This is a genomic window from Bradyrhizobium sp. (genome assembly GCF_049519115.1).
In the GTDB taxonomy this organism is placed as follows: domain Bacteria; phylum Pseudomonadota; class Alphaproteobacteria; order Rhizobiales; family Xanthobacteraceae; genus Bradyrhizobium.
Map to the genome: position 1 here is coordinate 153313 of NZ_JBEKRB010000002.1, position 26396 is coordinate 179708.

Sequence of the window (26396 nt, forward strand, 5' to 3'; positions counted from 1 at the left end):
CGCGGAGGCTTCCGGAACGCCGGTGCCGCCGCCGAGAAAATGCGCGCGGCCTGCCGCTATTGTGATCTTCCCTTGTCCAGCAAACTCTCTAGCTTTGCGAGAGTTGCGGCCGGCTGACGGACAACATGATCAGCAAGCGGGTTTTCCTGTCATCCATTGCGGCGGTGTGCTGCGGCCTTAAGCCGGTAAGGTCGGCAAGCTCTGATGCGTATCCGTCACATCCCATCACGATGGTATTGCCGTTCTCGGCCGGTGGACCGACCGATGCGCTGACGCGGATCGTCGCCGCCAGAATGCAGGAGCTGCTCGGCCAATCGATCATCATCGAGAATGTGACCGGCGCGGCGGGCACGATCGGCGTCGGCCGCGTCGCGCGCGCGGCAGCGGACGGATATACGCTCAGCGTCGGGCCGATGAATTCGCACGTGCTGACCGGTGCGATCTATCATCTGCCGTTCGACCTGCTCGGGGATTTCGAGCCGGTGGCGCTTCTCGCCAGCAACCCTTCCGTCGTCGTCTCCAAAAAAGACGTGCCGGCAAAAAACCTGAAAGAGTTGATCGCGTGGGTGAAGGCCAACCCGGATAAAGTCCTTGCGGGTACCTCAGGGGTCGGATCCGCAACCCATCTGGGCGGCATCCTGTTCGAGACCCTGATCGATACCCACATCCAGTTCGTTCCCTATCGCGGCACCGCGCCATCGATGCAGGCGCTGGTCGCAGGCCAGATCGATCTCATCTTCGATCAGCTATCGAGTTCGCTGCCGCAGCTTCAGGAGGGCACGATCAAGTCCTACGCCGTGATGTCGCAAACGCGCGCGGCTGCCGCACCGGACATTCCGACGGTGGACGAAGCCGGCTTGCCCGGCTTTTATCTCCCGGTCTGGAATGGAATGTGGGCCCCGAAGGGCACGCCGAGGCCCGTCATCGACAAGCTCAACCATGCCGTCGTTGAAAGCCTCGCCGACCCAACCGTGCGCAAGCGGCTCGCCGACATCGGCCTGGAAATCTATCCGCGCGAGCAGCAAACGCCGGAAGCTCTGCACGCCTATCAGACCGCCGAGATCGAGAAATGGTGGCCGATCGTCAAGGCCGCAGGTATCAAAGCGGAATGAACCGGACTGATCCCGTCACTGAGCGAGTTCTGATTGCCGGCGCTGGCCCGGTCGGGCTTGTGGCCGCTGCCAACCTCGTTCGTCACGGCATCCCCGTAACCGTCTTCGAGGGCGGCGCCAATTTGAGCACGGAATCCCGCGCCTCGACGTTTCATCCTCCGACCCTCGACATGCTGGCCGACCTCGACGTCGCTAGGCCGCTGATCGCGCAGGGCCTGATCGCGCCCAAATTCCAGTACCGCAACCGGCGCGACGGCCTGATCGCGCAATTCGATTTTGGCGATATCGCCGATCAAACCCGGCATCCGTTCCGGCTGCAATGCGAACAGTCGAAGCTGACCCGGATCATCTGCGATAAACTTCGCGGCGACCCAAATTTTGAAATCGCCTTTTCGACGCCCATTCGCGCCGTCACGCAAGATAGCGACAGCGTTACGGTCACCGTCGAACGGGATGGCAAGAGCGAGACGCACAGCTATCGCTGGCTGATCGGCGCCGACGGCGCGCGCAGCGACGTCCGTCGCTCGCTCGATATCGAATTCGAGGGCTTTACATGGCCCGATCGCTATCTGGTGGTCAGCACGCCCTTCGACTTCCATGGCGTCATTCCGGGACTCACCACAGTAAGTTACGTCGCTGACCCCGTGCGCTGGCATTTTCTGTTGCAGACATCCACGCTCTGGCGGGTCATGTTCCGGATTGCGGCCGAGGAAAGCGACGAGCTGGCGCTATCGGCGGAATTTGTCGAGGCGCTGATGGCAGAGATCGTGCCGGGCATCGATCGCTACGAGGTCGCCCACACAACGCTCTACCGTGTACATCAGCGCGTTGCCAAAACCTTCCGTCGCCGCCGCGCTTTCCTGATCGGCGATGCCGCGCATGTCAACAATCCGCTCGGCGGCATGGGCATGAATGGCGGCATTCACGATGCGATGAACCTCACCGAACGCCTCGCCGAGGTCTGGCGCGGCAACAAGCCGGAGAGCGAACTCGATCGCTTCGACCAGCAACGCCGGCTCGTCACCAAGGAATATGTCGAGCGGCAGTCGATCCAGAACAAACGCAATCTTGAAGCCGCAGACAACGAATTCCGCGACCTTCTCCAGCGCACCGCCGCCGACCCCGCTTTGACCCGCGACTATCTGCTGAGGGTATCGATGATCGGAAGCCTGCGCCGGGCGGAGTTGTTGGGATGAGGCACCGATCGTCGAACAGGTATCGTCATTCCGGAATGCGCCGTCGCGACAAAATAGCGAAGCTATTTTGCGCGCAAGGCGCAGGCCCGGAATCCATCGTACCGCCGTCGCACTGGGAGAAATGGATTCCGGGCTCGCCGCTATCGCGGCGCCCCGGAATTCGAAATCCCTTGACACACCGCGTGCGCAGCAACTGATTTGCCCGTCGTGCCAATCGGTCGCAGGTATCAGTAGTTGATCAGTCGCTAAAATCACCTGCAGTTTCCCGCTTGTCTCGCGCCACCAAGGGGCGTTTCGCGATCGTCACGAACGTGGGCGTGGGATGCGGTGGACGCGATGGTGTTCGTGACGAAGAACGCCCGCGCGGACGGCGAAGCCATCTGGTCCTGACGCCTCGACGCTGGCGTTCAACCTGGTGACGATGCTTGCGCATCGCACCGGGGACGGTGACAAAAAGCCCGATCGCCGGGGAGAGCCTGGAGTAAGCCGTTAAAACCATTCGCGCGGGGAATGCCGGGTGAACCGGTGTGACCGTGGTGACTAACTCGTGCGCTTTCTACACTTCGCGCGCGAGGCTGCGGGCGCGACGGGCGCCCGGCATTTCCCGCGCCCTCTTCTCAGGGAGGGACAATGAAGAACCCGGACGAGAATCGCGTCGTGGGAAGGAAGAACGCTGTCTGGAACGGACCTACCAATTTTCGTCATTCCGGGATGCGCCATCGCGACAAAATAGCAAAGCTATTTTGCGCGGAAGGCGCAGGCCCGGAATCCATCGTGCCGCAAAGTTGCTGGGAGAAATGGATTCTCCGATGTGCAATTGCACATCGTAGTTCGCGCTCACGCGCGCCCCGGAATGACGGCTACAGCGAGACCTACAACGCCGCCAGCACGGCATTGCCGATATCGGCGGTGCCGTTTTGGCCGCCGAACTCCATCGGCTTGATACCCTGCGCATACGCCTTGTCGACCGCGCGCTCGATGCGTTCGCCGGCTTCAGCCGCGGACTCAAGGCCGTGCTTGTCGGCGAGCCAGTCGAGCATCATCGCTGCCGACAGGATCATCCCGGTCGGGTTGGCCTTGCTCTGCCCCATGATGTCGGGCGCGGTGCCGTGACAGGGCTGGAACACGGCATAGCGGTCGCCGATATCGGCCGAGGGCGCCATGCCCATGCCGCCGATCAGGCCGGCGGTCATGTCGGAGAGGATGTCGCCGAACATGTTTTCCATGACCATGACGTCGAAGTCCCAGGGACGCTTCACCAGCATGGCCGAGCAGGCATCGACATAAAGACGGTCGGTCTTCACGTTCGGATGGCGTTTGGCGGCCTCGTCGAACATCTCACGAAAGAACGCAAACGCCTTGAACACGTTGGCTTTATCGACGCAGGTCAATCCGCCGGGCCGGCCCCGCTTCTTGCGGCGTTCCGCCAGCTTGAAGGAAAACTCGAACAGCCGTTCCGAGGTCTTTCGGGTGATCACGAGCGTCTCCCGCGCCTCCTCGTGGGTGACGACGCCCTTCCCCATCGAGGCGAACAGGCCTTCGGTGGATTCGCGGATCACGACAAGGTCGATGCCACGCTGGTCGGCGCCGACGATCGGGCTCGGGACGCCCGGAATGAGCCGCGCCGGGCGCACGCCGGCATAGAGATCGAAATGAAAGCGCAACTCGACCTGCGGCATGATCTCGGTGTTGTCGGGATAACGCACCGACGGCAGGCCGCAAGCGCCGAGCAGGATCGCGTCGGCCTCCTCGCAAAGCTTGATGGTCGAGTCCGGCATCGACTTGCCGGTCTCGCGATAGTGATTGGCTCCGGCCGGCGCCTCCGTGAAGCGGAACTTCAGATCGGTGGTTTGTTCGATCTTGCGCAGGACTTCGAGCGCCGGCGCCATGACTTCGGGGCCGATGCCGTCGCCACCGAGGACGGCGATGTGGAGCGCGTTATTGGCTGACATGAGAGATCCTTAAACTTCGGTGCGTCGAATTTATTCAGTTCGTCATGCCCGGCCATAGCAGTCGATGCAGACTGCGTAAACTTGTCGGCATGCCGGGCATCCCCGTCTTCAAGGGCCACCACAAGCAAGACGTGATGGCCGGGTCAAGCCCGGCCATGACGGAAACGTCTGGCCTACGGCGTCAATATCGCCCGGCCGATCTGGCGGCCCTCCTTCAGACTCTTGAGCGCGTCGTTGGCCTTGGCGAGCGGCATCGGCGTCACCGGGATCGGCGCGATCTTTTTGGCACGCACCAGATCGAGCAATTCCTCGGTTTCGCGCAGATTGCCGACATAGCTGCCTTGAATGGTGATCGCCTTGATCGGGATCAGTGGCAAGGCCCAGGTTGCGCCGCCGCCGAACAGGCCGACAATCACAAGCTTGCCGCCCTTGGTCAGGCAATCAAACCCCAGCTGCGTGGTCTTGGCGTTGCCGACGAGGTCGATCACGGCACGGATCGGCTCACCGGCTTTTTTGGTCAATTGCTCCAGCGCGTCCGCCGCACCGCCGTCGACGGTCGCGAGCGCACCGGCGGCTTCCGCCGCCTCGCGCTTCTTGGCGTCGATGTCGACCACGATCGCGCCCTCGCCGCCCATCGCCTTGAGCAGCGACAGCGCCATCAGGCCAAGGCCGCCGGCACCGAAAATCACGATCGGGGTGTCGAAGGCGGACTCCACTTTCTTCAGCGCGCTATAGGTGGTGACACCAGAGCAGGCGTAAGGCGCGGCGGTGACGGGATCGAGCCCCTTCAGGTCGATCAGATATTTGGGATGCGGCACCGTCATGTGATCGGCATAGCCGCCGTCACAATAGACGCCGAGCGCGCTCGGCTTGACGATGCACATATTCTCATCGCCGCCGAGGCAGGTCTTGCACTTGCCGCAACCGAGCCAGGGGTAGGCCAATACAACATCGCCGAGTTTCAGGCCGCCTTTGTCGCCTTCTTTAAGGTCGGACCCGAAAGCTACGATTTCGCCGACCGTTTCGTGCCCCATCGTGCGCGGCAACGACACGCCGCGATCCTTGAGGGACAAAGGCTTCCGGCCATGGCCGAGATCATAACCGCCTTCCCAGATATGCAGGTCGCTGTGGCAGACGCCGGCCGCTTTCACCTTGAGCAGCACTTGTGTGCCGGTGGGCTTGGGCGTCGGTTCATCCACTTCTTTAAGAGGCGCGTTGAAGTCGGCGACCTTGAAACTCTTCATCGTTTCGCTCCATTCTTTTATTGGCAGGTGTGATAGGCTGGAAACCGCTGCTGTCGCAAGGCCACTGGCCGACCTCAGGCCTGCGGCAACTTCCCGGTAACGGCCGCGATCTGGTCTTCCGACAGCCCGCTTTCGCCAAGCAAGGCGCTGGTATGTTCGCCGAGCGCCGGCGCCCGCTTTCCGGCCGCGACCTTGGCGCCGGACATCCGGAACGGCTGGTTCAAGACCTGGAAAGTGCCGGCGTCGTCCTCGACTTCGGTGAGCGCGCCGCGATGGGCGATCTGCGGATCGGCCATCGCCTCGGCCACGGTTCGGTACGCCGAACAGGGAACGCCGTGCTCGCCAAGTTCTGCGAGGCATTTTTCGGTCGTCACCGTTCGCGACCACTCTTCCACACCGTCCATCAGTGCGTCCCAATGGCGACGCCGGTCGGCATATTTCGCAAAACGGGAATCGCCGATCCATTCGGGGCGGCCGGCGGCGCGAACCAGGCCCTGAAAAGTTTTTTCGCTGGCGATCGCCACCATCACATATCCGTCAGCGGTCTCGACCGGGCCGAACATCGGGCGGCTCGGCGGAGCCACCTCGAATTGCGCGATCTGGACTTCGTTCGGCGTCAGGGAAAGCATCGATTCCAGCATCGACACATCGATGTGCTGGCCCTTGCCGCTCAGCTGACGCTGATAGAGCGCCGCCGTAACGGCACCGAAGGCATAGACGCCCGTCAGCACATCGGCGTGATAGATGCCGCAATAGTCCGGCCGGCTCCTGCCGGGTTGATAGGCGAGATGCGCCCTGTCGTAACCGGAAGCCGCGTGGATCACCGGCGCGTAGGCCGGCAGTTCCGCCGACGGTCCGGTCTGGCCGTAACCGGAGATCGAACAATAAACCAGTCTGGGATTGAGCGGCTGCAAAGCGGCGTAGTCGAGCTTCAGCCTCCGCATCACGCCCGGCCGGAAATTCTCGACCAGGATGTCGGCGTCTTTCACCAGAAGATGAATCACCTCGATCGCTTCCGGCGATTTCAGATCAAGCACGATGCTTTTTTTGCCGGCGTTGAGCTGACCGAAAACGCTGCTGCATCCGTTGCGGACCGGCGGGCGGATTCGCATCGTCTCGCCATCGGCCGCTTCGATCTTGATGACCTCGGCCCCGACGTCGGCCAGCATCCGCGTACAATGCGGACCGGCAATGGTGGTCGAGAAATCAAGCACGCGCAGGCCATGAAGGCTTCCTGTCGCATTCCGCTCAGCGATTTCCGATATAGTCATCGAAGAACTCCCCTTTTGGCCCGCCGGACCGCCAAATCCCACCGGGACTAAAACACTAGAAGAATGCGGCCCCCGGAGGAACGATTGACCGACCCGCCGGCCAAGAATGCAAGGATCGGTTAGCCATGCAATGGCGGCCTACCCAAACGGCGGCAGCCAATTGGAACTGATCTTGCATAGACGGCGTTAGCGACGGCAGCGTGCGAGGGCATTTCTTGAGAGTCCTGTTCGTTACCACGGAGATGGATGACTTCATTCGGGTTGGCGGGCTTGCTGCCGTCTCGGCGGCGTTGCCCCGAGCGCTCCGGCGCTGGACCGACGTCAGGGTCCTGCTTCCCGGCTATAGCGAAGTCGTCGAACAATTCACGCATCTCGAAATTATCGGCCATTCTCCGGCATTAGCCGAGATGCCGGCCTGCTCGCTCGGGCTTGGATCGACCAAGGACGGCCTGCCCGTCTACGTGGTATTATGTCCACAATTGTACGATCGGCCGGGCAACCCTTATGGCGACGAGGCAGGCCAGGACTGGCCCGACAACGATATCCGTTTCGGCCGATTGGCTTCTGTGGCTGCCCAACTGGCAATGGGCACACTGGACAAGAATTGGGCAGCTGACCTCGTTCATGCCAATGACTGGCAGTCCGCTCTGGTGCCGGCCTACCTGGCCTGGAGCGGGAGCAAGATCCCGACCATTCTCACCATCCATAACCTGGCCTACCAAGGCCTTTTTTCTAAGGAGTCGTTGCGGCGGATTGGCGCGCCGGCAGACTCCTTCCACATCGACGGCCTCGAATTCTACGACAAGCTGTCCTTCCTCAAGGGCGGCCTGATCTACGCTTCTCATTTGACGACCGTCAGCGAGACCTATGCGAAGGAGATCACCACCCAGGAACTCGGCTGCGGGTTGGAGGGGCTCTTACGGCAGCGCTCCGACGCCGCCCAACTGACGGGTATCCTCAACGGCATCGATGAGAGCTGGGACCCGCGCGCCTGCGCCCAGCTGGCTCAGCAGTTTGCGCCCGGCGATTGGGAAGGCAAGCAGGCCAATTCCGATTATGTCCGCCACCAGTTTGGGCTGGCGGTGTCCCGTGGTCCGATCTTCGGGCTGGTCGCTCGTCTGGTTCACCAGAAAGGCATCGATCTCGTCCTGGCCGCCGCCGGCGAAATCATCGATGCCGGCGGGCAGATCGTCGTCACCGGCAGCGGAGAGCCGGAAATCGAGAAGGCATTGGTCGAAGCGCATCGGCGCCGGCCGGACGCGATCGGCGTCAATATCGGCTTCAACGACGGCCAGGCGCGGCGGATTTTCGCCGGCAGCGATTTTACGCTGATGCCATCGCGCTTCGAGCCGTGCGGGCTCAGCCAGATGTACGCGCAGAAATTCGGCTCGCTTCCGATCGGGCATCAAACCGGAGGCCTCGCCGAGACGATTACCGACGGCGAAACCGGCTTCCTGTTTTCCCAGCCCTCGACCGAATCCTTCCTCGGCGGTGTCCGGCGTGCGTTCTCGACCTTCGTGGCAAAAGACCGCCTCGACTCGATGCGCCGGAACGCGATGGCGCGATCCTTTAGCTGGGACATTTCGGCGGCCTACTACGGCGCGCTCTACCGCAAGACGGCGGCGCTCTAAAAGACGTCGTTCGTCTGCGCGGCTGGCAACGGCGGACGGGTTTCCGGCATCGCGAGCCAGATGATCGCAAGCCCCAAGGCCGCAACGGCCGCAAGCCCCGCAAAGGCGACGCTGCTGCCGAAGACGTCACTGGCGTAGCCGGCCACGAGCGTGCTCAGCGAGGCGCCGATCCCGGTGGCGGTGCCGACCACACCTTGCGCAAGGTTGAAGTGGCCGCTGCCGAACGCGACATCGGCGACAATCAGAGGAATCATGACGCTCAACACCGCTGCGGTGATGCCATCAAGCACCTGGACGGCTACCAGGAGATACGGATCGTGGACCGTGGCAAACAACAGACCTCGAACTGCGAGGGCGGCAAAAGCCAACAGAAGCAGCGGCCGCCTTCCCCACTCTTGCGCCTTTCGTCCGACCGAAGGCGACGTCAGCGCGACGATGGCCTGCGGCACGATAATACAAGCTGCGATCAGCACCGTCGCCCATTTGCTGGATCGCGTAGTGACGATCCCGGCCATCAACGGCAACATCGAGGCGTTTGCCAGTTGAAACAGCAGGATGCTGCCGGCAAACACCAAAAGCGGCCGCTGGCGCAGCAGCACCATGACACTGGTCGATTTGGCGTCCTGCGCCGTCGGCGGCACCGAGCCGTGGGCACGGGCCGCGTCGATTTCCCGTTCGCGGATGCGCACCAGCGCCAGTAGAGTGGGGATTGCGAGCACGAAGGCGACGAGGAATACCGAACGGCTCGACAACAGATAGCCACAGGTCCCCATCAAGGCCGCGGCGACACCGTTTCCAAGCGATGCAAAGCGCGCATTGCGTCCCAGTCGCTCACCGATTGCGAGAGGTCCAACCAGACCAAGGCTGATGGCGGCGATGGCGGGACCCAAAACGCAGCTTGCCGCCGCATGCAGGGTGGCGGCAACCGCGATCACCGGAAAGATCGGCCACACCGCATAGGCCAGCGCGGCGCATCCGATCGTCGCAATGGCGAGGCCTGCGACCAGCCGCTCGGATTTCGCCGCATCGATGATCGCGCCGCCCGGCATTTGGCCGAGCAAGGCCACGACGCTGCCGATCGAGAGCACCGAGCCGATTTCAATTTGCGTCCATTTCTGCGTCGTCAGATAGACCGCAACGAAGGGGCCGAAGCCGGTCTGCACATCTGCGAGAAAAAAGATGAACCAGTCAAGACCGCGAAGGCTCCCGCGCGACGGCATGGGTGCAACCCTCGCCGCTGCTGCCCCGCCTTCAACCTGCTCTACCGGATCATCACAAGCGGATTGCCCACGCTCTACCGCGTGCGGTCGCTCTTGCTCTCGGGGCGGCAATCGGCGCGCAAACATCTCTCCGCCAATCTTGCTAGTGATCAAATTGCCATGGCTGAAGACTGCCGGCGGCCCCTAACACCACAATCGGCGTATCTTCCTTGTATTCAGGCGCGGCCACCACCTGTTCCTTGGTCAATTCAAGCGTGACGCTATCGCCCTTGTTGGCGACGCGGCCGAAATGCAACGCATTCCAATCGACAACGATCTTTCGGCTGCCTACGCCGAGAAAGCCGCCGAAATCGATGACAGCGGCGCGCACGGTGCCCTGTCGGTCGACGATCACATCGACGACACGCCCCATGTCTTCTTCGGCCGGACTTCGGACGTCCCGCCCAAGCACGCCGCGCGCTTCGCTGGCGCCGATGATGGTGACGGATGGCGGCCGCGTCGGTTCCTTCATCGCCGGCGCGGCGCTGTCCTGTGGCGGCGAAGCAGGCGCCGTCGCTTCGCTTTCCCCCCACGAATTCGCGCCATACAGGCCGACAATGATGACGGTCGCGAGCGTGAACAGATTTTTGGTACGCATCTCATTCCCTCACTTGAAGACCAGCAGTCAGTGGACCGCCATCTGTTTGCCGCGCGATCAGCGGGACAGCACGATGGAAACCTGGATCTGTCCTTTGGTCTTCATCACTTCCAGTGAAACCTCATCGCCATGCCGCCTGACCCGAAGATCGGCGCTCGAAACGCCCAGCTGCAGATCGCGGAGCACCACCTCGTTGAGGAAGGCCGGCAGGCGCGGGTTATGCAGGCGAATTTCGCCGCGGTCGGCGTCGAATTCGAGACCGAGCGCTGCCTCAAGCAAGGTGAATGGGGTTGCACTCGCCCAGGCTTGCGGCGCGCAGGCGACTGGATAGAGCGTCGGCCCACGCCCCTTCTCGCGCCGGAATCCGCAGAACAATTCGGGCAATCGGCGCAGGTCCATGTAGGTCGCCGCATCGAAGAGTGCCTTGAACACCTGCTCGACCGAATGCTTGAAGCCGTAACGCGAAAGCCCAAGCGCGATCAGCGCATTGTCGTGCGGCCAGATCGATCCATCGTGATAAGACATCGGATTGTAGCGCGCTTCGCCGTGGGCCACGGTGCGGATGCCCCAACCGGTGAAGAACCTGGGCTGCATCAACCCGGCAGCGACCAGACGGGCGCGGTCCTCGCGCACGATCCCGGTGAAAAGAAGTTGACCTGCATTCGACGTGCGCACCCGGCACGGTTGCTTGGCGCCATCAAGCGCGAGCGCGTAAGTCGCGAGATCCTCGCACCAAAAGGCTTTCTCAAACCGCCCCGCAATCAGGAGCGCTTCTGCCTCAAGCTGTCGCGCCCTGTCGAACAATCCCATCCGCTTGGCACAGCGAGCCGCAAGTTGTTTTCCTGCAAAGACGTAGCCCTGTACTTCCGCCAATGCGATGTTGCCTTCCGCCAGACGACCGTCGGCATGGAAGATCGCGTCGTAAGAGTCTTTCCAACCTTGATTGGCGAGACCCTGCTCCGAGGCTCGTTGATACTCGACAAAGCCGTCCCCGTCGGGATCGCCGGGACCGTCGATCCATTTGAGAGCCGCTTCGATCGAGGGCCACAGCGCGGTGAGCGTCTCGTCATCCCCGGTTCTTTCGACGTAGAGACCTGCCAACAACACAAACAACGGGGTTGCATCGACGCTACCGTAATATTGCGCAAACGGCACTTCGCGCAGCGCAGCCATTTCGCCGCCGCGCATTTCGTGTAGAATCTTCCCGGGCTCGGCGTCCGCGAGCGGATCGACTTGTTGAGCCTGATACAGAGCAAGCCGCCTCAGCACACCCCGCGCTACTCGCGGATCGATCCACAGCATTTGCAGCGCCGTGATGATCCCGTCGCGGCCGAAGGTCGTCGAGTACCAGGGAATCCCGGCATACGGATAGCGACCCTCCGGCGTGTCCGTCATCAGGATGTTGAGATCAGCCATCGAGCGGCACAGCACTTCGTTGAAGATATTATTCGAGGTTTCGATGCTGGCCGCGCCCCTCGTCTGTGCGCGCATCTCGCGGCGGTGCGCCAGCAAGCCGCGAAAAAACGGGGCGGGCTTCGACATCGCCGGCTTGTTGCAGGATACCACGACGAACAGCGAATGCGTCTGCTTTGGGGCGAGCTCGAGATGATACGTCGCCGCATTCACGGCGAGCCGCGTCGGCCGCGGATCGAACTGAAGAGCCGTGGTGCGGATGTTTCCGTCAAGGCCGGTATATTCGAACAGTACGTCGGACTGATCGATCAACTGGCCAGCGCCGATGCCACGACGGGGGCGACGTTCGCCCCGCACCTCGAACAGATCGGCGAAATCATTGCCGAACAGCAAAGTAAGATCGAAACTCGCGGTGTGTTCGCCATGATTTTGCACGCCGATACGCTGGTAGGCCGCCCCTCGCCAGAGAAAGATCGTACGCACGATGTGCAGCATATCTTTCTGAAGTACGTTGCGCCCCTGGCGATAAACGTCGGGATTGGTCAGGTCCACCGTGAGTGAGGAATTATCGTCGCGAAGATTCGAACCCAGAAGCAGCGGCTGCACTTCATCCAGCACCAGTTCGAGCCGCGCAAGGTAGCGCGTGTCTGAATTAAACAGGCCATCCGGCCCGCCCGCAGAAGCGCCAATATCGCCATGGCTATCGAGCACAATGAACGTATCATCATGCTTGAGCGCACGCCGCGGTCGCGCCGCCGGCCCTGTCATCGGAATATAGAAAGGAGCCTCCGCGGCCGTTTCCTGCAGCCGCAAGGTTGTGATTTTGGTGATGGCTTCGACTGACATGAGACCTCGCTTGGATTCGCAGCGATCAACAGACGCAACTCTACGGTCGCAGGTCAGGCCGCGTGTGTAGCGAGGCGCCTCATCTCCTGCGTCACCAGTTCGCGGTAGGGTCCCTGTCCCTGCATCAGACGATCGGGCGGGCCGTCTTCGATGATCTTGCCGGCCTTGAGCATGACAACGCGGTCGAAGTGACGCAGCGTAGCCAGTCGGTGCGCAATAGCAATGACTGTTCGCCCGCGCATCAGTCGCGCCAGCGCCTCGCGTATCGCCTCTTCGGATTCGCTGTCGAGCGCAGCGGTGGCTTCGTCGAGCAATAGGATCGGTGCATCTTTCACGAAGGCACGCGCAATGGCGATGCGCTGACGCTGACCGCCGGACAGCTTGACACCGCGATCTCCGACCATGGTTTCCAGCCCTTCCGGGAGTGTTTCGACAAAATCGCAGCGAGCCGCAATCGCGGCGCGCAACACTTCATCATCCGTCGCGTTCGGCCGCCCGTAACGAATGTTTTCCATGATCGAGCGATGAAACAGCGAAATATCCTGAGGCACCACCGAAATCGCTTCGCGGAGGCTTTGCTGCGTGACGCGCGAAATATCCTGGCCGTCGATCGCGATGCTCCCCTGCTGCACATCGTAGAACCGTTGCAACAGAACGAACAGGCTGGACTTCCCGCCGCCGGATTGGCCGACCAGCCCAACTCGCTGTCCGGGCTGAATGCGAAGGTTGAACTTGTCAAAGACTGTCAGGCCGCCCGGGTAACGGAAGGAAATATTGTTGAAGGCGATGGCCGCGCCACTCTTGACCAGCGGCTCGGCTTCCGGATGGTCGCAGAGTTCGTGCGGCAGCAGCAAGGTCCCAAGCGCCTCGGTCAGCCGGGCGACATGCTGGGTGACATCGACGAGCGCAACCGCGAGGTCGCGCGTTGCATTGAGGATCGACAGCCCGAGCGTACAGACCAGGACGACGTCGCCGGTCGTCGCACTACGGGTTTGCCAAAGCGTAATTGCCCAAGCCAGAATCCCGATCGTCAACGCAATGGTCACCGCCGCGTGGGTAAGCCGCAGCTTCTCGAGATACCGAAGGCTGCGCCCTCGCGCGGTCAGCTCTCTCTTTACGGTCGCATCAAAGCGCTCATGTTCAAAGTTCAATCCGCAAAACGCCCTCACCAGCGGCATATTGTTGATGACGTCGACCATTTCTCCGTCGACGGCCGCAGCCTTGTCGGCGAAATCGTCGTGCAGCGGCTTTCCCGCCGCAGCAAGCCGAAACATCGCCATCACCATTCCGCCGGCGATCACAATGAGGCCTGCGGACATCGTCAGGCTCACGGTTCCAATCAAGCAGATCGCGGCGACGGTCGCGATACAAGGCGGCAGGACATTCCAGATGAACATGTTTTCGACAGAATAAACCGCGTTCGATGTCGCCGTGATACGGCTCGTCAGCATTCCCGGCAAGCGGTCGGAGAAATAACTCGGCGCATGCCCGGTCAGGTGACGAAACATGTCACGCCGCAAGTCGCCGGTGACGCGGACGAAGGTGAAGCTCGCAATCCAGCCAGCAATCCGCCACAAAAAATTGTCTGCCGCGATCAGCGACACCAGTAGCGCGAATGCTAGCCACACATTGTCGACGCTCGCTGGGCCGCCCGACAGGCCATCGACGAGAAACTTCACGCCGTATTGCGTGCCTACAGAACAGGCAACGGCGGCAACGACGGAAGATAAAATAACAGCGTGTGATGCTGGCCTTTCACGAAGGTAACGCAGCACAAAGGAGAACGGGCGATTGGCGTAGCCTGAGAGATTGTCCATGTGCCGCAAAACCTTTTTGTAAGGCCTGACTCTCAGGCCTGCTTTATTTTAGCCAATTGAATGCCGCACACTGCTTTGCAGTTCCCGCCCGCGCATCACGCACTAGATTCCACATATCGGGTGCATTGGTCCCCGATGAAAGAAGTACGCGCACGGTTGGAACTTCGCAGATGCGGAAACGTTCCCCTCGCGGCGTGAATGCGCTGGTTTGTTTGGGGTAGTTTCATCCATGGCATCAAGAGGAGATGGGTAGATGCGCATCGCGCAAGTAGCTCCGCTGACGGAGGCTGTTCCGCCGAAGTTGTATGGTGGAACCGAGCGGGTGGTACACTGGCTGACGGAGGAACTTGTCGCGCTCGGAAACGATGTGACACTATTTGCAAGCGGCGACTCCCGAACATCTGCCAAACTTGATGCAACATGGCCACGAGCGTTACGCCTTGATGGATCGGTCCGCGACCCCAATGCACTTCACATGGTCATGCTGGAGCGAGTTCGACAGAAATGTGACGACGAGGAATTCGACTTCCTCCACTTTCATCTCGACTACTACCCGTTCTCGTTATTTTTTCGGCAGCCGACGCCCTTTTTGACCACATTGCATGGCCGACTGGATCTGCCGGAACATCAACCGGTCTTCACGACCTTCTCTTCCGTTCCGGTGATTTCAATCTCGAACGCCCAGCGGCGCCCGGTGCCGCAGGCGAACTGGGCCGGCACCATCCTTCACGGCCTGCCGGAAAACCTGTTGACGCCGCGGCCGGTCACGCCGTCCTACCTAGCTGTGCTGGGCCGAATCGCGCCGGAAAAAGGCGTCGATCGCGCCATCAGGATTGCTGTCCGATGCGGCATTCCGCTGAAGATTGCAGCAAAGGTCGATCGGGCCGACCTGGAATATTACGACGAAGTGATCCGGCCGCTGATGGACCATCCTCTCGTCGAATTTATCGGCGAAATCGGCGATCATGAAAAATCCGACTTTCTCAGTGGTGCGCTCGGATTACTGCTTCCGATCGATTGGCCGGAGCCGTTCGGTCTGGTCATGATTGAATCAATGGCCTGTGGTACCCCCGTGATTGCCTATAACCGAGGCTCGGTACCGGAAATCGTCGACGAAAATCTGACAGGATTTATCGTCGAGGATGAAATCAGCGCAGCCGCGTCGGTGAAGCGCCTTGCTCAACTCGATCGCGGGATGATCCGAAAGCAATTCGAGACGCGATTTACGGCAAGACGGATGGCACTCGATTATATCGCCGCCTATCGTAACCTCATCGAAGCCAGCGCACCGCGGATCAAGCTGGTGAGCAGCGCCGAATGAGGCGCTGTATCGATCCCGTCAGTGGGGATCGGCTTTGCCGAAACGCCGCTCGTAGTCGCGGATGTAGGATTCGGGGGCCGGCTGCAAATGGCGGCGGGTCAGCGCCACCAGCCTGTCGCGGTTTGACCCGCGCAGCGCCTTGATCATGTCGAGGTGGTCCTGCCGGGCGCGCTTCAGCGCGTCCGGAAATGCATTCACGAAAGACCGGATGCCGTAAACCTTCTGCGCCAGCAAATCGATGGTCTCGATCAGACAGGCATTGCCGCACAGACCGAACAACATCTGGTGAAAACGGAGGTTGCTGTAGAAGACGGTCAGCAGATCGCCCGCGACGATGGCTGCGGTGTGACGGCGCTGCACTTCCTCCAACCGCTCGATATCGCCGGCAGAAGCCGGCAACGGGATAATGCTCACGGCCATCACTTCCAGCTGCTCCCGGACCGCATAGATTTCCTTTACTTCCCTGGGCGTTAACCCGCGCACCAAGGCACCTCGGTTCGGAATACGCTCCACCAGCCCCTTTTTCTCGAGTTCGAAGAGCGCCAGTCGCACGTCGCCGCGATGGGTTTGAAACAATTCGCAAAGGTCCAGCTCGACCAGGCGCTCCCGCGATTGACGCCGTCCCAGGACTATGTCCTCCTCGATGCGCTTGGCGATCACAAGCGCCGCCGGCTCGCGCGGCCGCGCCACGGCGACATCAGGAGATCTTGGCGCTCGGACGTCGGCGCGTTTGGCTGTTTTTGCGACCATCATCTTCCCGGGTTGAGGTCTTGCGCCTGTGGCCGCCGCGCGCCGCACTTGCGAAGATCGAGCGTGCGGCCATTAGAGCGGGCGGTAAAATTGATAACAGTATTGTAAACAATATTGAATGCAGTTACCATCTTAAAAAATCGCAGGTTCGCCACAGGCGAAACACGCGAACACAGACGGCGACAAGGGCCGCAAAGAGGGAGGAAAACATGAAAGAAGCGGGCAGGGATTCCGCCGGCAAGGGCAACGGGCGGACGCGGTCAAAGCGGCAAGGCCGCCGCGAGTTTCTCATTAAATCGGGCGGTCTGCTTGCCGCGGGTGCGTTCGGCGCGGTGCCATTACGCGGCTGGGCCGCCGAGCCCATCAATATCGGCGCGCTTTATCCGACCACCGGCAGCATGGCGCAAATCGGGATTGGCTGCGTCGCAGCCGCGAAGCTCGCGGTCGACATGGTCAACGAAGGCGGCGGCATCAAGTCGCTCGGCGGCGCCAAACTCAACCTGATCATTTCCGACGTGCAGAGCGATACTACCGTCACGCGCACGGAAACCGACCGCCTCATCACCGGCAACAAACTGTCGGCGATCCACGGCTGCTATGCCAGCGCGCTGACCTTGATCGCAAGCGAAGTCGCCGAGCGCGCCAAGGTCCCGTTGATCACGGGTTCGAGCTCGGACCAGCTCAACAAGGGACGCACTTACACCTTCACACCGTTTGCACGGGCGTCGCAATTTGCACGCGCGCAGTTGCAGATGTCCAAGCTCGTCAGCGATACGCCGAAAGTCGCGGTGATCTTTGAAAACACCGCCTTCGGTACCTCGACGTCGAACGGCTTGAAAGAACTGGCGCCTGCGGAAGGCGTCGAGATCGTGATGTTCGAGCCCTACTCGGCCGGATTCACCGATGCGAGCCCGCTGATCAACAAGGTGAAGTCCTCGGGCGCCAACGCTCTTTTCTCGGTTTCCTATCTGAACGATCTCATTCTGATTGTACGAACCGTGAAACAATTCGGTCTCAACGTCTCGATCAACGGCGGCTCCGGCGGCTTCGTCATTCCAGATTTCTACAAGAACGTCGGCAAACTCGCCGAAGGCTTGCAGGGCGTTGCCCACTGGAATCATGACGTCAGCGAGGATGCTCAGAAAGTGAACGCCGCGTTCAAGAAGCGCACCGGCGATTTCGCGTTCGAATATGCCGGCGGACTGGTCGCGCAGACTTTCATGCTGGCGGATGCGCTCGAACGCGCAGGCTCGGCCGATCCGCAAAAGGTTCGCGAAGCGCTCTCGACGCTCGACGTATCCTCGGGATACGCCGCGATGGCGCCCGGCGGAAAGGTCAAGTTCGGCCCTGACGGCAAGAACATCTACGGCCATCCCGTCGGCGTGCAGTGGCAGAATGGCGATCTCGCCAGCGTCTTTCCTAAGGAAGATGCCCGCGCTCCCCTGATGAAGATCTAACAAGCCGGTAAGTCAGATGTGGGAGACAGTGGCACAGGCCGTGATCAACGGCCTGCTTATCGGCGGGATTTACGCGCTCGTCAGTATCGGCGTCACGCTGATCTTCGGCGTGGTCAAGATCGTCAACTTCGCCCAAGGCGAATTCGTGATGATCGGGATGTATATTTCTTTCTTCCTCGCCAACCAGTTCGGCATCGATCCGCTGTTGTCGCTGTTCGTTTCGATGCCGGTACTGTTCGTAGCCGGCGTCCTGATCCAGCATTTCCTGATCCGCAGGGTGCTCGGGCCGAACGACATGCCGCAGATCTTCCTGACCTTTGCGCTGTCGCTGCTGCTGCTGAACCTGGCGCTGATGCTGTTCACCGCGAATTACCGCACGGTCCACACGTCTTACTCCGATGAAGCGTTCCATATTGCCGGGCTCTACATCCCCGTCGCCAAGCTGATCGCCTTCGTCGTTGCGATGATCCTGAGCGGCCTGCTCTGGCTGTTCCTGCATACCACCGATCTTGGCAGGGCCATGCGCGCCGCCTCGCAGAACCGCGACGTGGCGATGCTGATGGGCATCAACCCCAACCGTGTGTTCTGCGTCGCGCTCGGCATTGCGCTGGCGCTGGCGGGCGCCGCCGGATCGCTCTTGATGCCGTTCTATTCGGCCTATCCTTTCGTCGGTCAGGTGTTCGTGCTGATGGCATTTGTCGCCGTCGTGCTGGGTACGCTCGGCAACGTCATGGGCGCCCTGATCGCGAGCCTGATGATGGGCGTCGCTGAATCGCTTGGCATTCAATATGTCGGCGCCGATTCCGGATTGATCGTCGTGTTCGCCATGCTCTTGCTCACGCTCGCCTTCAAGCCAACCGGCCTTGGTGGAGGCCGCGCGCGATGACGAAAGGCTCACACCCGCGCAACATCCTTCTTCTGGCGATCGGAATTGCGGTCGTCATCGCTCTCCCGATGGTGGTGAAAAGTTCGTTCGCGATCGACATCTTCATCCGTATTTTGCTGTTTTCCTTCATCGGCACCGCCTGGAATCTGATGGGCGGCTACGCCAAGCAACTTTCGCTCGGACACGCCGCCTATTTCGGGTTAGGCGCCTATACCTCGACGATTCTTCAGATCAATCACGACGTTTCGCCCTGGATCGGCATGGTGGCCGGGGGCGTGGTGGCGATGCTGGCGAGCCTGCCCATCGGCTGGTTGTGCTTTCGCCTGCGCGGCCCCTATTTCACCATCGCCACCATTGCAACGGCGCAGGCGCTAATGCTGATCTTCCTCAAATTTCGCGATTTCGCCTGGGGCGCCGAGGGTACGACCATTCCCAATCTCGGCTCCGCGCCGCTGATGATGCAGTTTGAGACCAAGGCGGCTTACTACTATGTCGCCCTCGGCCTGCTGCTGCTCGGCCTTCTCATCACATGGCTGATCGAGCGCTCCTGGATCGGATATTATCTGGTTGCGATCGGCGAAGACGAAGATGCGGCTGAGGCCATCGGCGTCAATGCACCAAAGATGAAGCGCGACATCTATATGATCAGCGCGTTCCTCACTGCGCTCGCGGGCACATTCTACACCCAGTACATCTACTTCATCGATCCGGCGACGGCGTTCTCCTTCAACATCTCGATTGAAGCAGCACTGGTGTCAATCGTTGGCGGCATCGGCACGCTGTGGGGACCGCTGATCGGGACCGTCTTGCTCGAGACGACCTCGACGCTGCTACAAAGCTGGCTCGGCAGTTCGATCGGCGGCGTGCAATTGACGGTTTACAGCCTGATCCTGATGGCCGTGATCCTTTGGCGCCCGACCGGACTGATCGGCATCATCGCCGAAGTGCGGCAACGTTTTGCTGCCAAAAAACCTGTGCAGGCCTAGGAAAACGCCATGGCAGACGCGCTCGTGATCAACGGCCTCAGCAAACGGTTCGGCGGTTTGCGCGCGGTTCAGGACGTCAGCTTCACGGTGAAGGAAAACGAGACCGTGGCGCTGATCGGGCCGAACGGCGCCGGCAAGACCACGAGCTTTCATCTCATTACCGGCTTCCATAGACCCGACAGCGGCTCGGTGAAAGCCTATGGCCGCGAGATTGTCGGATTGAAACCCCACGACATCTGCGCCCTCGGCCTCGCCCGAACCTTTCAGGTCGCAAAACCCTTCGGCGCCATGACCGTGCTTGATAACGTCATGACCGGCGCCTTCCTGCGCAGCAAGAACATGACCGTGGCGCGTGACAAGGCGCGCGAGGCGATCGAGTTCGTCGGCCTTTCGGCGAGAGAGCAGACGGCGGCGAAGGATCTGACCACCATCGACCAGCGCCGGCTTGAGATGGCGCGCGCGCTCGCGACCGAACCGCGGCTTCTGCTGCTGGACGAAGTCATGGCCGGGCTCAATCCGGCCGAGATCGATCAGGCGGTCGCATTGATCGGAAAACTCTCCGGCAAGGGGCTCACCATCGTCATCGTCGAGCATGTAATGCGCGCGATCATGGCGGTCGCCCGTCATATCGTGGTGCTCGATCACGGGCAGAAGATCGCCGAAGGCACGCCGAAGGAGATCGTGGAAAACCCGGAAGTCATCCGCGCTTATCTCGGCTCCTATGTGCATCCGCCGGGAGGCGTGGATGCTTAAGCTCGACAATGTCAGCGCCAGTTACGGCTCGGTGCCGGCGATCTCGAATGTCTCGATCGAGATCGGCGAAGGCGAAGCGGTCGGCCTGTTGGGGGCCAACGGCGCCGGCAAGAGCACGACGCTGCGCGCGATCTCAAGCCTCGTCAAACTGACGTCGGGCACCGTCACGCTCGATGGCGTCAACCTCGCATTGTTCCCGCCCTACCGGATTCCGGAATTGGGCATCGCGCATGTGCCGGAGGGCCGCCAGGTCTTTCCGGAAATGACCGTGCACGAAAATCTCGAAATCGGCGCCTATGTGCCCAAAGCCAAGGCCGAACGCCGGCAGACGCTCGAACTCGTCTACAGCATTTTCCCGCGGCTCGCCGAACGGCGCAAACAACTCTCCGGTACCATGAGCGGCGGCGAACAGCAGATGCTGGCGGTCGGCCGCGGGCTGATGCTCAAGCCGCGCTTGCTCATGCTCGATGAGCCCTCACTCGGCCTCGCTCCGGTCATGACGGATGTGACGTTCGAGAAAATCGGCGAGATCCACAAGATGGGCACCGCCATCCTCTTGGTCGAGCAGAATGTCAGCCGCGCGCTGTCGCTGGTGCAGCGGGCCTATGTGCTGGAAAGCGGCCGCGTCACCATGAGCGGCACGAGCGCTGAACTCGCCGGCAACAAGCAGGTGCAGGCGGCGTATCTCGGGATTTAATACGCGTCGCAACCGCGGGATATGCGCTCTGCAGCGGAAGTGGCGGAGCATATTCCCTGCAACCCCAACGGGCTCACCCTTTTTGATTGTCCTTTTAAGTCAGGCAATCTCCGATTGCTAAGTCATTGAAAAATAAGCGATTTAACGAATTCTTATCCAAGCTATGGAACCCTGTTCCGAGGATGGAACTCAATGTCTATCCGGGACTGACCAGTACGCCGCGTAGCGGCAGACCATTTTGCGTCGGAATCCCTCTATTTAAACAGGAGTTTTCAGATGTTTTCGTGGCGAACCACCACGGCTGCGCGCGATGCGTTGGCTCAAGCCGCAGCGATCGGCGAATCACAGGCCGTGATCGAATTCAACATGGACGGCACCATCATCACCGCCAATGAAAACTTCCTCAATGCGATCGGCTATACGCTTGCCGAAATCAAGGGCAAACACCACGGCATGTTTGTCGAGCCATCCGAGCGCGACAGTGCCGCTTATCGCGAATTCTGGGTCAAGCTCAATCGTGGTGAGTATCAGGCGGCAGAATACAAGCGCATCGGCAAGGGCGGCAAAGAGGTCTGGATCGAGGCATCGTACAATCCGGTTCGTGATGCGGACGGCAAGCCCTTCAAGATCGTCAAGTTCGCCACCGACGTGACGGCGAAAAAAATCCGAAGCATGGAGTCTGCCGGCAAGATCGATGCGATTCTGCGGGCCCAGGCTGTCATCGAGTTCAACATGGATGGCACGATCATCACGGCGAACGAGAATTTCCTGAAGACGATGGGTTACTCGCTTGCGGAAATCCAGGGCAAGCACCACAGCATGTTTGCCGAACCGGCCCTGCGCGAGAGTGCCGAATATCGAGAATTCTGGGCCAAACTCAATCGCGGCGAATACTCTGCGGATGAGTACAAGCGCATCGGCAAGGGCGGCAAGGAGGTCTGGATCCTCGCGAGCTACAATCCCATTCTTGACGAGCAGAAGAAGCCCTTCAAGGTCGTCAAGTTTGCGACCGACGTCACCGAACAGAAGCTCAGCACCGCCAATCTTGCAGGCCAGATTGCTGCGATCGGAAAGTCGCAAGCCGTCATCGAGTTCAACATGGACGGCACGATCATTACCGCAAACGGCAATTTCCTCGGCGCCTTGGGTTATGCGCTGGAGGAGATTCGTGGCCGGCACCACAGCATGTTTGTCGAGCAGTCCGAGCGCGACAGCGCCGGGTATCGCGAATTCTGGGCCAGGCTCAATCGCGGTGAGTATCAGACGGCAGAATACAAGCGCGTCGGCAAGGGCGGCAAAGAGGTCTGGATTCAGGCTTCCTACAACCCGATCCTTGATTTGAACAACAAGCCATACAAGGTCGTGAAATATGCGACTGATGTCACACAGCAGGTGCTGGTGCGTATGGGCAACGAGCGCGTTCGCTCGATGATGGAGTCGGTTGCATCCGGTGCGGAAGAGCTGAACGCCTCGGTCCGCGAGATCTCCGAAGCCATGGTCAAATCGAAAGAAACCGCTTCGGACGCCGTGCAGCGCGTCGAGAACGCCGATGGGCAGGCCAAGCGGCTCAGCTCAGCAGCCGAGTCAATGAGCGGGATCGTCGAGATGATTGGCGACATTACGGGGCAGATCAATCTGCTCGCGCTCAACGCCACGATCGAATCCGCGCGGGCGGGCGAAGCCGGCCGGGGCTTTGCGGTCGTGGCCGCCGAAGTCAAGAACCTCGCCAATCAGGCGAAACAAGCCACCGACAAGATCACGAACGAGATCGGATCGCTCAACGGAATTTCCGGAGAGGTCGTGGAAGCGCTCAACTCCATCAAGCATGCCATCCAGAGCGTCAGCGAGTATGTGACGTCGACCGCAGCCGCAGTCGAAGAACAGAGCACCGTCACCAGCGAAATGTCGTCGAGTATGCAGCGTGCTGCCGCCGAGGCTGCGAGCATCGCGCAGCGTGCCGCATAGTAACAGCGTGTGCTGCCTCTTCGCCGAGGCGCCACATTGCAGCTTACATGCGCACGTTTATTCGACCTCGACGATCATTTCGACTTCCACGGCGTTATTGAAGGGAAGTCCTGCCATCCCTACGGCAGAACGGGTGTGTTTGCCGTTTGCTTCACCGAAGACTTCCACCATCAAGTCGGAAAACCCGTTGATGACACGGGGCTGATCACCAAAGCCGTCAGGCGAGTTGACCATGCCAAACACCTTGACGACGCGCTTTACACGATCAAGGCTACCGAGCGCGTTTCGCACTTTCGCCAACATGATCAACCCGACCTGCCGAGCGGTGTCGTAACCTTCCTGCACGGTCATGTCTTTCCCGACCTTGCCTTTGAATTTCCACTGCGCGTCTGCGGTGTTTCCTGAAAGAAACAGCAGATTTCCGACTTGAACCGCATCCACATAGTTGGCGACTGGCGGGGGCACCTGCGGCAACACAATGTTCTTTTCCTTGAGTCGCGCCTCCGGCGTCGTGGCACCCTGTGCGAGCGCGCATCCTGTCATCACGATCAACGCCAGCATTGCGCCGACAGACACATTCAACATCGTTTTCATTTCTATCTCCAGCTGCCTTATGTCGAGAACATCTTGATCTGCGACGACGAATTGACGCAATCCGCCGGTCGTCGGTAAACGGCTTACATTTTTCGTGCCATATTACCTCAGCCATCCAAGGGAGTTTGAAATGGCAAAGTCACACCCGACGATGCTTCGCACCGCAAAGAGCTCTCCGGGAGGTGATCTACTGGAGCGGCCGCGTCACCATGAGCGGCACGAGCGCGGCGCTCGCCGACAACAAGCAGGCAGGCGGCCAATGCCGGGATTGAGCGTGCGACACCGGCCTTTCCGTCATGGCCGGGCTTGACCCGGCCATCCTCGACTTTGCCAACTGAAGCGCAAGACGTGGATGCCCGGCACAAGGCCTGGCATGACGAGCCGGAGAAGCTGCCGAACGAAGACGAACTCACTCGTTTTCTGATTCAATTGTCAAACAGCCTACTTCAGACACGCGTTCGCAATCCCGCAGCGAAATCGCCCGAGTCTTGCATTAGTCTTTCGCCCCGTGGAGGGCGCAGGGAATGCCGGGCGCTCGATGCGCCCGCAGCCTCGTATGCAAAGGTAGAAAGCATACGAGTTAGTCACCACGGAAACGCCCGGCATTCCCCGCGCAATGGTTTTAACGGTTTCCTTCGCAGGGCTTGTTGTCACCATCCCCGGCACGATGCGCAAGCATCGTTGCCGAGTTGACGCCAGCATCGGGGCGTCAGGACCACACGACTTCGCCGTCCGCAAGCCGGCGCTCTCGTCAGTAGCGCAGCTTACGTCCACCGCATCCCGTCTCGACGTCCGTGACGATCGCGAGCCGCCCCTCTTGTGAGACAGGATGGCGCGGGCTTGTAGAGATGATTTGCCCGACGGGCAAAGCGAAGAATTTTTCGATCGGGACTGGACAGGGCAAATCAGGTTGAAAGTTTTCAAGAAATTCGGCTTTATGCGCAAACGCCTGAACGTTGGATACCCGCGCTCCAACCGAGCCAACCACAGCCGGCATCCAAACCTTGCGTAGCTTCGACTGAATAGTACGCTTCAGGATAGTAGGAGCGGTGTAGTGAGGTCTGCGACGATGTTTATCCGAATTACTCTCATCGAATTGCGAAAAACAAACTGATGACATGGGCAAAGCAATAGGTCTTGAATGTAAAATTACGAAGGCCGTTGTATGGGCGTCATCAGGTAAACCAGATGCAGACAATTTCGCCCGACCTCGATTCATCATCGTATTCAATGAAGCAACTTCAAAAAGGCATCCTCACAGGGTTCGAGGAGTCGACTAGCTGCTTCAGCTCGATACTAACCATCGATAGAAATACGAAGCGTGTGTACTTGTCCTTCACGCGAACGAAATCCGCGGACAATTACGATAAAATAAAACCGGGCACTTGCGGCGCGTTACCTCGCACTGAGGTATTGATGAACTGCACTTCATGGGCAAGAAGCCGCAAAGGCGGAGAACCGCCGCGTTACTGTGATTTCAGCGGATCCAGCGACAAATAGGAATTAGAAATATTCGCACCGTCAGGAGCAGATCGACCTCTCCATGCCGGAGAGAGATCTCACTCTAGTTTCCGCCCGACCTCAGCAACTCCACGATAGCCTCACCGGTCGCAATGGTCCCGAGCTTGCCGCCGACATCCCTGGTCGCGCGCCCGGTCTTGATCGCGGTTGCCACCGCGCCCTCGACGGCTCGCGCCGCCTCCTCGAAGCGCGCGGCCCCTTTCCGCTCGCCATGCCATGCCAGCAGCAGCGCCATCGACAGGATCAGCGAAAACGGATTGGCGACGTCTTGGCCTGCGATGTCAGGCGCGGACCCGTGCGCGGCCTGCGCCATCGCATGACCTTCGCCGACGTTGAGCGAGCCGCCAAGGCCAAGGCTCCCGGATAGCTCCGCCGTTAGATCCGACAGGATATCGCCGAACATGTTGGTCGAGACGATGACATCGAAGCGGTTCGGGTTGCGAACCACATGCGCCATCATGGCATCGACAAGGATGTCGTCGACCACAAGCCCGGGAAAGCCTTTCGCGGTTTCGCGGCAGATATCCAGGAACATGCCGTCGCCGATCTTGAGCACGTTGGCCTTGTGCACGACGGTGAGGTGTTTGTTCCGGCGCATTGCCAGTTGGCAAGCCGACTTCGCAATGCGCTCGCAACAAAGCCGGGTGATACGCCGAAGCGAAATCACGACATCCGGTGTGACGAGGATTTCGCCGTTGCCCTGCTCCATGTTGCGGTCGGCATAAAAGCCTTCGGTATTTTCCCGCACCACCACGAGGTCGAAGTCGCCGAGCGGATTGCGCAGGCCGAGATAGGTGCACGCGGGGCGCACATTGGCAAACAGGTCGAGGTTCTTACGAAAATATTTCGAAGGATTGATTTCGCCGCTCTGCTCGTTCTTGAAATCGAAGGTCGCGGTCGGACCGAGGATCAAGCCGTCAGCCGCGCGCGCGATTTCCAGCAGGCGCGGCTGAACCGTCGTACCGAATTGCTTCAGGCTCGAATGCCCGACCGGATGCTCCTCGATCTGGACCCCCAGCTGGAAATGCTCGGATGCGGCCTTCAGCACCTGGGTGGTCGCACTCGTAATCTCCGGCCCGATACCGTCACCGGGCAAAACAACCATTCGCATTTTTTATTTTCCTTGA

General features: G+C 60.4%; 21 protein-coding genes. 10 read left to right on the forward strand and 11 right to left on the reverse strand.

Going from position 1 to position 26396, the window contains the following annotated elements:
- Positions 1-125 precede the first annotated feature (125 nt).
- Entirely contained in the window at positions 126-1112 is a 987-nt protein-coding gene (locus ABSE61_RS02530) for a tripartite tricarboxylate transporter substrate-binding protein (RefSeq protein WP_423869487.1), read from the forward strand.
- Entirely contained in the window at positions 1109-2308 is a 1200-nt protein-coding gene (locus tag ABSE61_RS02535; RefSeq protein WP_423869488.1) for an FAD-dependent oxidoreductase, read from the forward strand. The genes ABSE61_RS02530 and ABSE61_RS02535 overlap by 4 nt, the downstream gene beginning before the upstream one ends.
- 872 nt (positions 2309-3180) lie before the next feature.
- Here ABSE61_RS02535 and ABSE61_RS02540 read toward each other — a convergent pair.
- From ABSE61_RS02540 to ABSE61_RS02550, 3 genes are all read right to left on the reverse strand, one after another.
- The gene (locus ABSE61_RS02540) at positions 3181-4260 is read right to left on the reverse strand and encodes an isocitrate/isopropylmalate dehydrogenase family protein (RefSeq protein WP_423869489.1); all 1080 of its coding nucleotides are present in this window, start codon (positions 4258-4260) and stop codon (positions 3181-3183) included.
- Positions 4261-4433: 173 nt separating this feature from the next.
- Positions 4434-5504, reverse strand: a complete 1071-nt coding sequence (locus tag ABSE61_RS02545; RefSeq protein ID WP_423869490.1) for an alcohol dehydrogenase — start codon at positions 5502-5504, stop codon at positions 4434-4436.
- Between the two features lie 74 nt (positions 5505-5578).
- Positions 5579-6775, reverse strand: a complete 1197-nt coding sequence (locus ABSE61_RS02550) for a CaiB/BaiF CoA transferase family protein (protein WP_423869491.1) — start codon at positions 6773-6775, stop codon at positions 5579-5581.
- 215 nt (positions 6776-6990) lie between these two features.
- Here ABSE61_RS02550 and glgA point away from each other — a divergent pair, with 215 nt between their 5' ends.
- The gene (glgA, locus tag ABSE61_RS02555) at positions 6991-8406 is read left to right on the forward strand and encodes a glycogen synthase GlgA (RefSeq protein WP_423869492.1); all 1416 of its coding nucleotides are present in this window, start codon (positions 6991-6993) and stop codon (positions 8404-8406) included.
- Here glgA and ABSE61_RS02560 read toward each other — a convergent pair.
- The 4 genes from ABSE61_RS02560 to ABSE61_RS02575 form a co-directional block, all read right to left on the reverse strand.
- Positions 8403-9626 carry an MFS transporter gene (locus ABSE61_RS02560; RefSeq protein ID WP_423869493.1) on the reverse strand — a complete coding sequence of 408 codons (1224 nt, stop codon included), beginning with the start codon at positions 9624-9626 and terminating at the stop codon, positions 8403-8405. The genes glgA and ABSE61_RS02560 overlap by 4 nt on opposite strands.
- Before the next feature lie 142 nt (positions 9627-9768).
- Positions 9769-10263 carry a PRC-barrel domain-containing protein gene (locus tag ABSE61_RS02565; RefSeq protein ID WP_423869494.1) on the reverse strand — a complete coding sequence of 165 codons (495 nt, stop codon included), beginning with the start codon at positions 10261-10263 and terminating at the stop codon, positions 9769-9771.
- Positions 10264-10320: 57 nt separating this feature from the next.
- Positions 10321-12522 (reverse strand): amylo-alpha-1,6-glucosidase, encoded by a 2202-nt coding sequence (locus tag ABSE61_RS02570; protein ID WP_423869495.1) that lies wholly within the window; start codon positions 12520-12522, stop codon positions 10321-10323.
- A 53-nt stretch (positions 12523-12575) separates the two neighbouring features.
- A complete protein-coding gene (locus ABSE61_RS02575; protein ID WP_423869496.1) occupies positions 12576-14339 on the reverse strand; it encodes an ABC transporter ATP-binding protein in 1764 nt (587 codons plus the stop codon).
- 253 nt (positions 14340-14592) lie between these two features.
- Between ABSE61_RS02575 and ABSE61_RS02580 the strand changes: the two genes are divergently transcribed.
- Entirely contained in the window at positions 14593-15660 is a 1068-nt protein-coding gene (locus ABSE61_RS02580) for a glycosyltransferase family 4 protein (RefSeq protein ID WP_423869497.1), read from the forward strand.
- An 18-nt stretch (positions 15661-15678) separates the two neighbouring features.
- Here the strand turns inward: ABSE61_RS02580 and ABSE61_RS02585 are convergent, their stop codons facing one another.
- Positions 15679-16350, reverse strand: a complete 672-nt coding sequence (locus ABSE61_RS02585) for a GntR family transcriptional regulator (RefSeq protein ID WP_423869498.1) — start codon at positions 16348-16350, stop codon at positions 15679-15681.
- Between the two features lie 269 nt (positions 16351-16619).
- Between ABSE61_RS02585 and ABSE61_RS02590 the strand changes: the two genes are divergently transcribed.
- The 6 genes from ABSE61_RS02590 (at position 16620) to ABSE61_RS02615 (ending at position 23154) form a co-directional block, all read left to right on the forward strand.
- Positions 16620-17867, forward strand: a complete 1248-nt coding sequence (locus tag ABSE61_RS02590; protein ID WP_423869499.1) for an ABC transporter substrate-binding protein — start codon at positions 16620-16622, stop codon at positions 17865-17867.
- A 16-nt stretch (positions 17868-17883) separates the two neighbouring features.
- Entirely contained in the window at positions 17884-18753 is an 870-nt protein-coding gene (locus ABSE61_RS02595; RefSeq protein ID WP_423869500.1) for a branched-chain amino acid ABC transporter permease, read from the forward strand.
- Positions 18750-19739 (forward strand): branched-chain amino acid ABC transporter permease, encoded by a 990-nt coding sequence (locus ABSE61_RS02600; RefSeq protein ID WP_423869501.1) that lies wholly within the window; start codon positions 18750-18752, stop codon positions 19737-19739. The genes ABSE61_RS02595 and ABSE61_RS02600 overlap by 4 nt, the downstream gene beginning before the upstream one ends.
- Positions 19740-19748: 9 nt before the next feature.
- Positions 19749-20492 carry an ABC transporter ATP-binding protein gene (locus ABSE61_RS02605; RefSeq protein ID WP_423869502.1) on the forward strand — a complete coding sequence of 248 codons (744 nt, stop codon included), beginning with the start codon at positions 19749-19751 and terminating at the stop codon, positions 20490-20492.
- A complete protein-coding gene (locus ABSE61_RS02610; RefSeq protein WP_423869503.1) occupies positions 20485-21189 on the forward strand; it encodes an ABC transporter ATP-binding protein in 705 nt (234 codons plus the stop codon). The genes ABSE61_RS02605 and ABSE61_RS02610 overlap by 8 nt, the downstream gene beginning before the upstream one ends.
- A 276-nt stretch (positions 21190-21465) precedes the next feature.
- Entirely contained in the window at positions 21466-23154 is a 1689-nt protein-coding gene (locus ABSE61_RS02615; RefSeq protein ID WP_423869504.1) for a methyl-accepting chemotaxis protein, read from the forward strand.
- Between the two features lie 57 nt (positions 23155-23211).
- Here ABSE61_RS02615 and ABSE61_RS02620 read toward each other — a convergent pair whose 3' ends face one another.
- The 3 genes from ABSE61_RS02620 to ABSE61_RS02630 all read right to left on the reverse strand — a co-directional run bounded on the left by ABSE61_RS02620 (position 23212) and on the right by ABSE61_RS02630 (position 26380).
- Entirely contained in the window at positions 23212-23808 is a 597-nt protein-coding gene (locus ABSE61_RS02620) for a RidA family protein (RefSeq protein ID WP_423869505.1), read from the reverse strand.
- A 691-nt stretch (positions 23809-24499) separates the two neighbouring features.
- Entirely contained in the window at positions 24500-24979 is a 480-nt protein-coding gene (locus ABSE61_RS02625) for a hypothetical protein (RefSeq protein WP_423869506.1), read from the reverse strand.
- Between the two features lie 333 nt (positions 24980-25312).
- On the reverse strand, positions 25313-26380 hold the full coding sequence (locus tag ABSE61_RS02630; RefSeq protein WP_423869507.1) for an isocitrate/isopropylmalate dehydrogenase family protein: 1068 nt from the start codon (positions 26378-26380) through the stop codon (positions 25313-25315).
- Positions 26381-26396 lie beyond the last annotated feature (16 nt).

Coding starts and splice junctions, on each gene's coding strand:
- ABSE61_RS02530 (WP_423869487.1), top strand. CDS start 126: ATGATCAGCAAGCGGGTTTTCCTGTCATCCATTGCGGCGGTGTGCTGC.
- ABSE61_RS02535 (WP_423869488.1), top strand. CDS start 1,109: ATGAACCGGACTGATCCCGTCACTGAGCGAGTTCTGATTGCCGGCGCT.
- ABSE61_RS02540 (WP_423869489.1), bottom strand. CDS start 4,260: ATGTCAGCCAATAACGCGCTCCACATCGCCGTCCTCGGTGGCGACGGC.
- ABSE61_RS02545 (WP_423869490.1), bottom strand. CDS start 5,504: ATGAAGAGTTTCAAGGTCGCCGACTTCAACGCGCCTCTTAAAGAAGTG.
- ABSE61_RS02550 (WP_423869491.1), bottom strand. CDS start 6,775: ATGACTATATCGGAAATCGCTGAGCGGAATGCGACAGGAAGCCTTCAT.
- ABSE61_RS02560 (WP_423869493.1), bottom strand. CDS start 9,626: ATGCCGTCGCGCGGGAGCCTTCGCGGTCTTGACTGGTTCATCTTTTTT.
- ABSE61_RS02565 (WP_423869494.1), bottom strand. CDS start 10,263: ATGCGTACCAAAAATCTGTTCACGCTCGCGACCGTCATCATTGTCGGC.
- ABSE61_RS02570 (WP_423869495.1), bottom strand. CDS start 12,522: ATGTCAGTCGAAGCCATCACCAAAATCACAACCTTGCGGCTGCAGGAA.
- ABSE61_RS02575 (WP_423869496.1), bottom strand. CDS start 14,339: ATGGACAATCTCTCAGGCTACGCCAATCGCCCGTTCTCCTTTGTGCTG.
- ABSE61_RS02580 (WP_423869497.1), top strand. CDS start 14,593: ATGCGCATCGCGCAAGTAGCTCCGCTGACGGAGGCTGTTCCGCCGAAG.
- ABSE61_RS02590 (WP_423869499.1), top strand. CDS start 16,620: ATGAAAGAAGCGGGCAGGGATTCCGCCGGCAAGGGCAACGGGCGGACG.
- ABSE61_RS02595 (WP_423869500.1), top strand. CDS start 17,884: ATGTGGGAGACAGTGGCACAGGCCGTGATCAACGGCCTGCTTATCGGC.
- ABSE61_RS02600 (WP_423869501.1), top strand. CDS start 18,750: ATGACGAAAGGCTCACACCCGCGCAACATCCTTCTTCTGGCGATCGGA.
- ABSE61_RS02605 (WP_423869502.1), top strand. CDS start 19,749: ATGGCAGACGCGCTCGTGATCAACGGCCTCAGCAAACGGTTCGGCGGT.
- ABSE61_RS02610 (WP_423869503.1), top strand. CDS start 20,485: ATGCTTAAGCTCGACAATGTCAGCGCCAGTTACGGCTCGGTGCCGGCG.
- ABSE61_RS02615 (WP_423869504.1), top strand. CDS start 21,466: ATGTTTTCGTGGCGAACCACCACGGCTGCGCGCGATGCGTTGGCTCAA.
- ABSE61_RS02630 (WP_423869507.1), bottom strand. CDS start 26,380: ATGCGAATGGTTGTTTTGCCCGGTGACGGTATCGGGCCGGAGATTACG.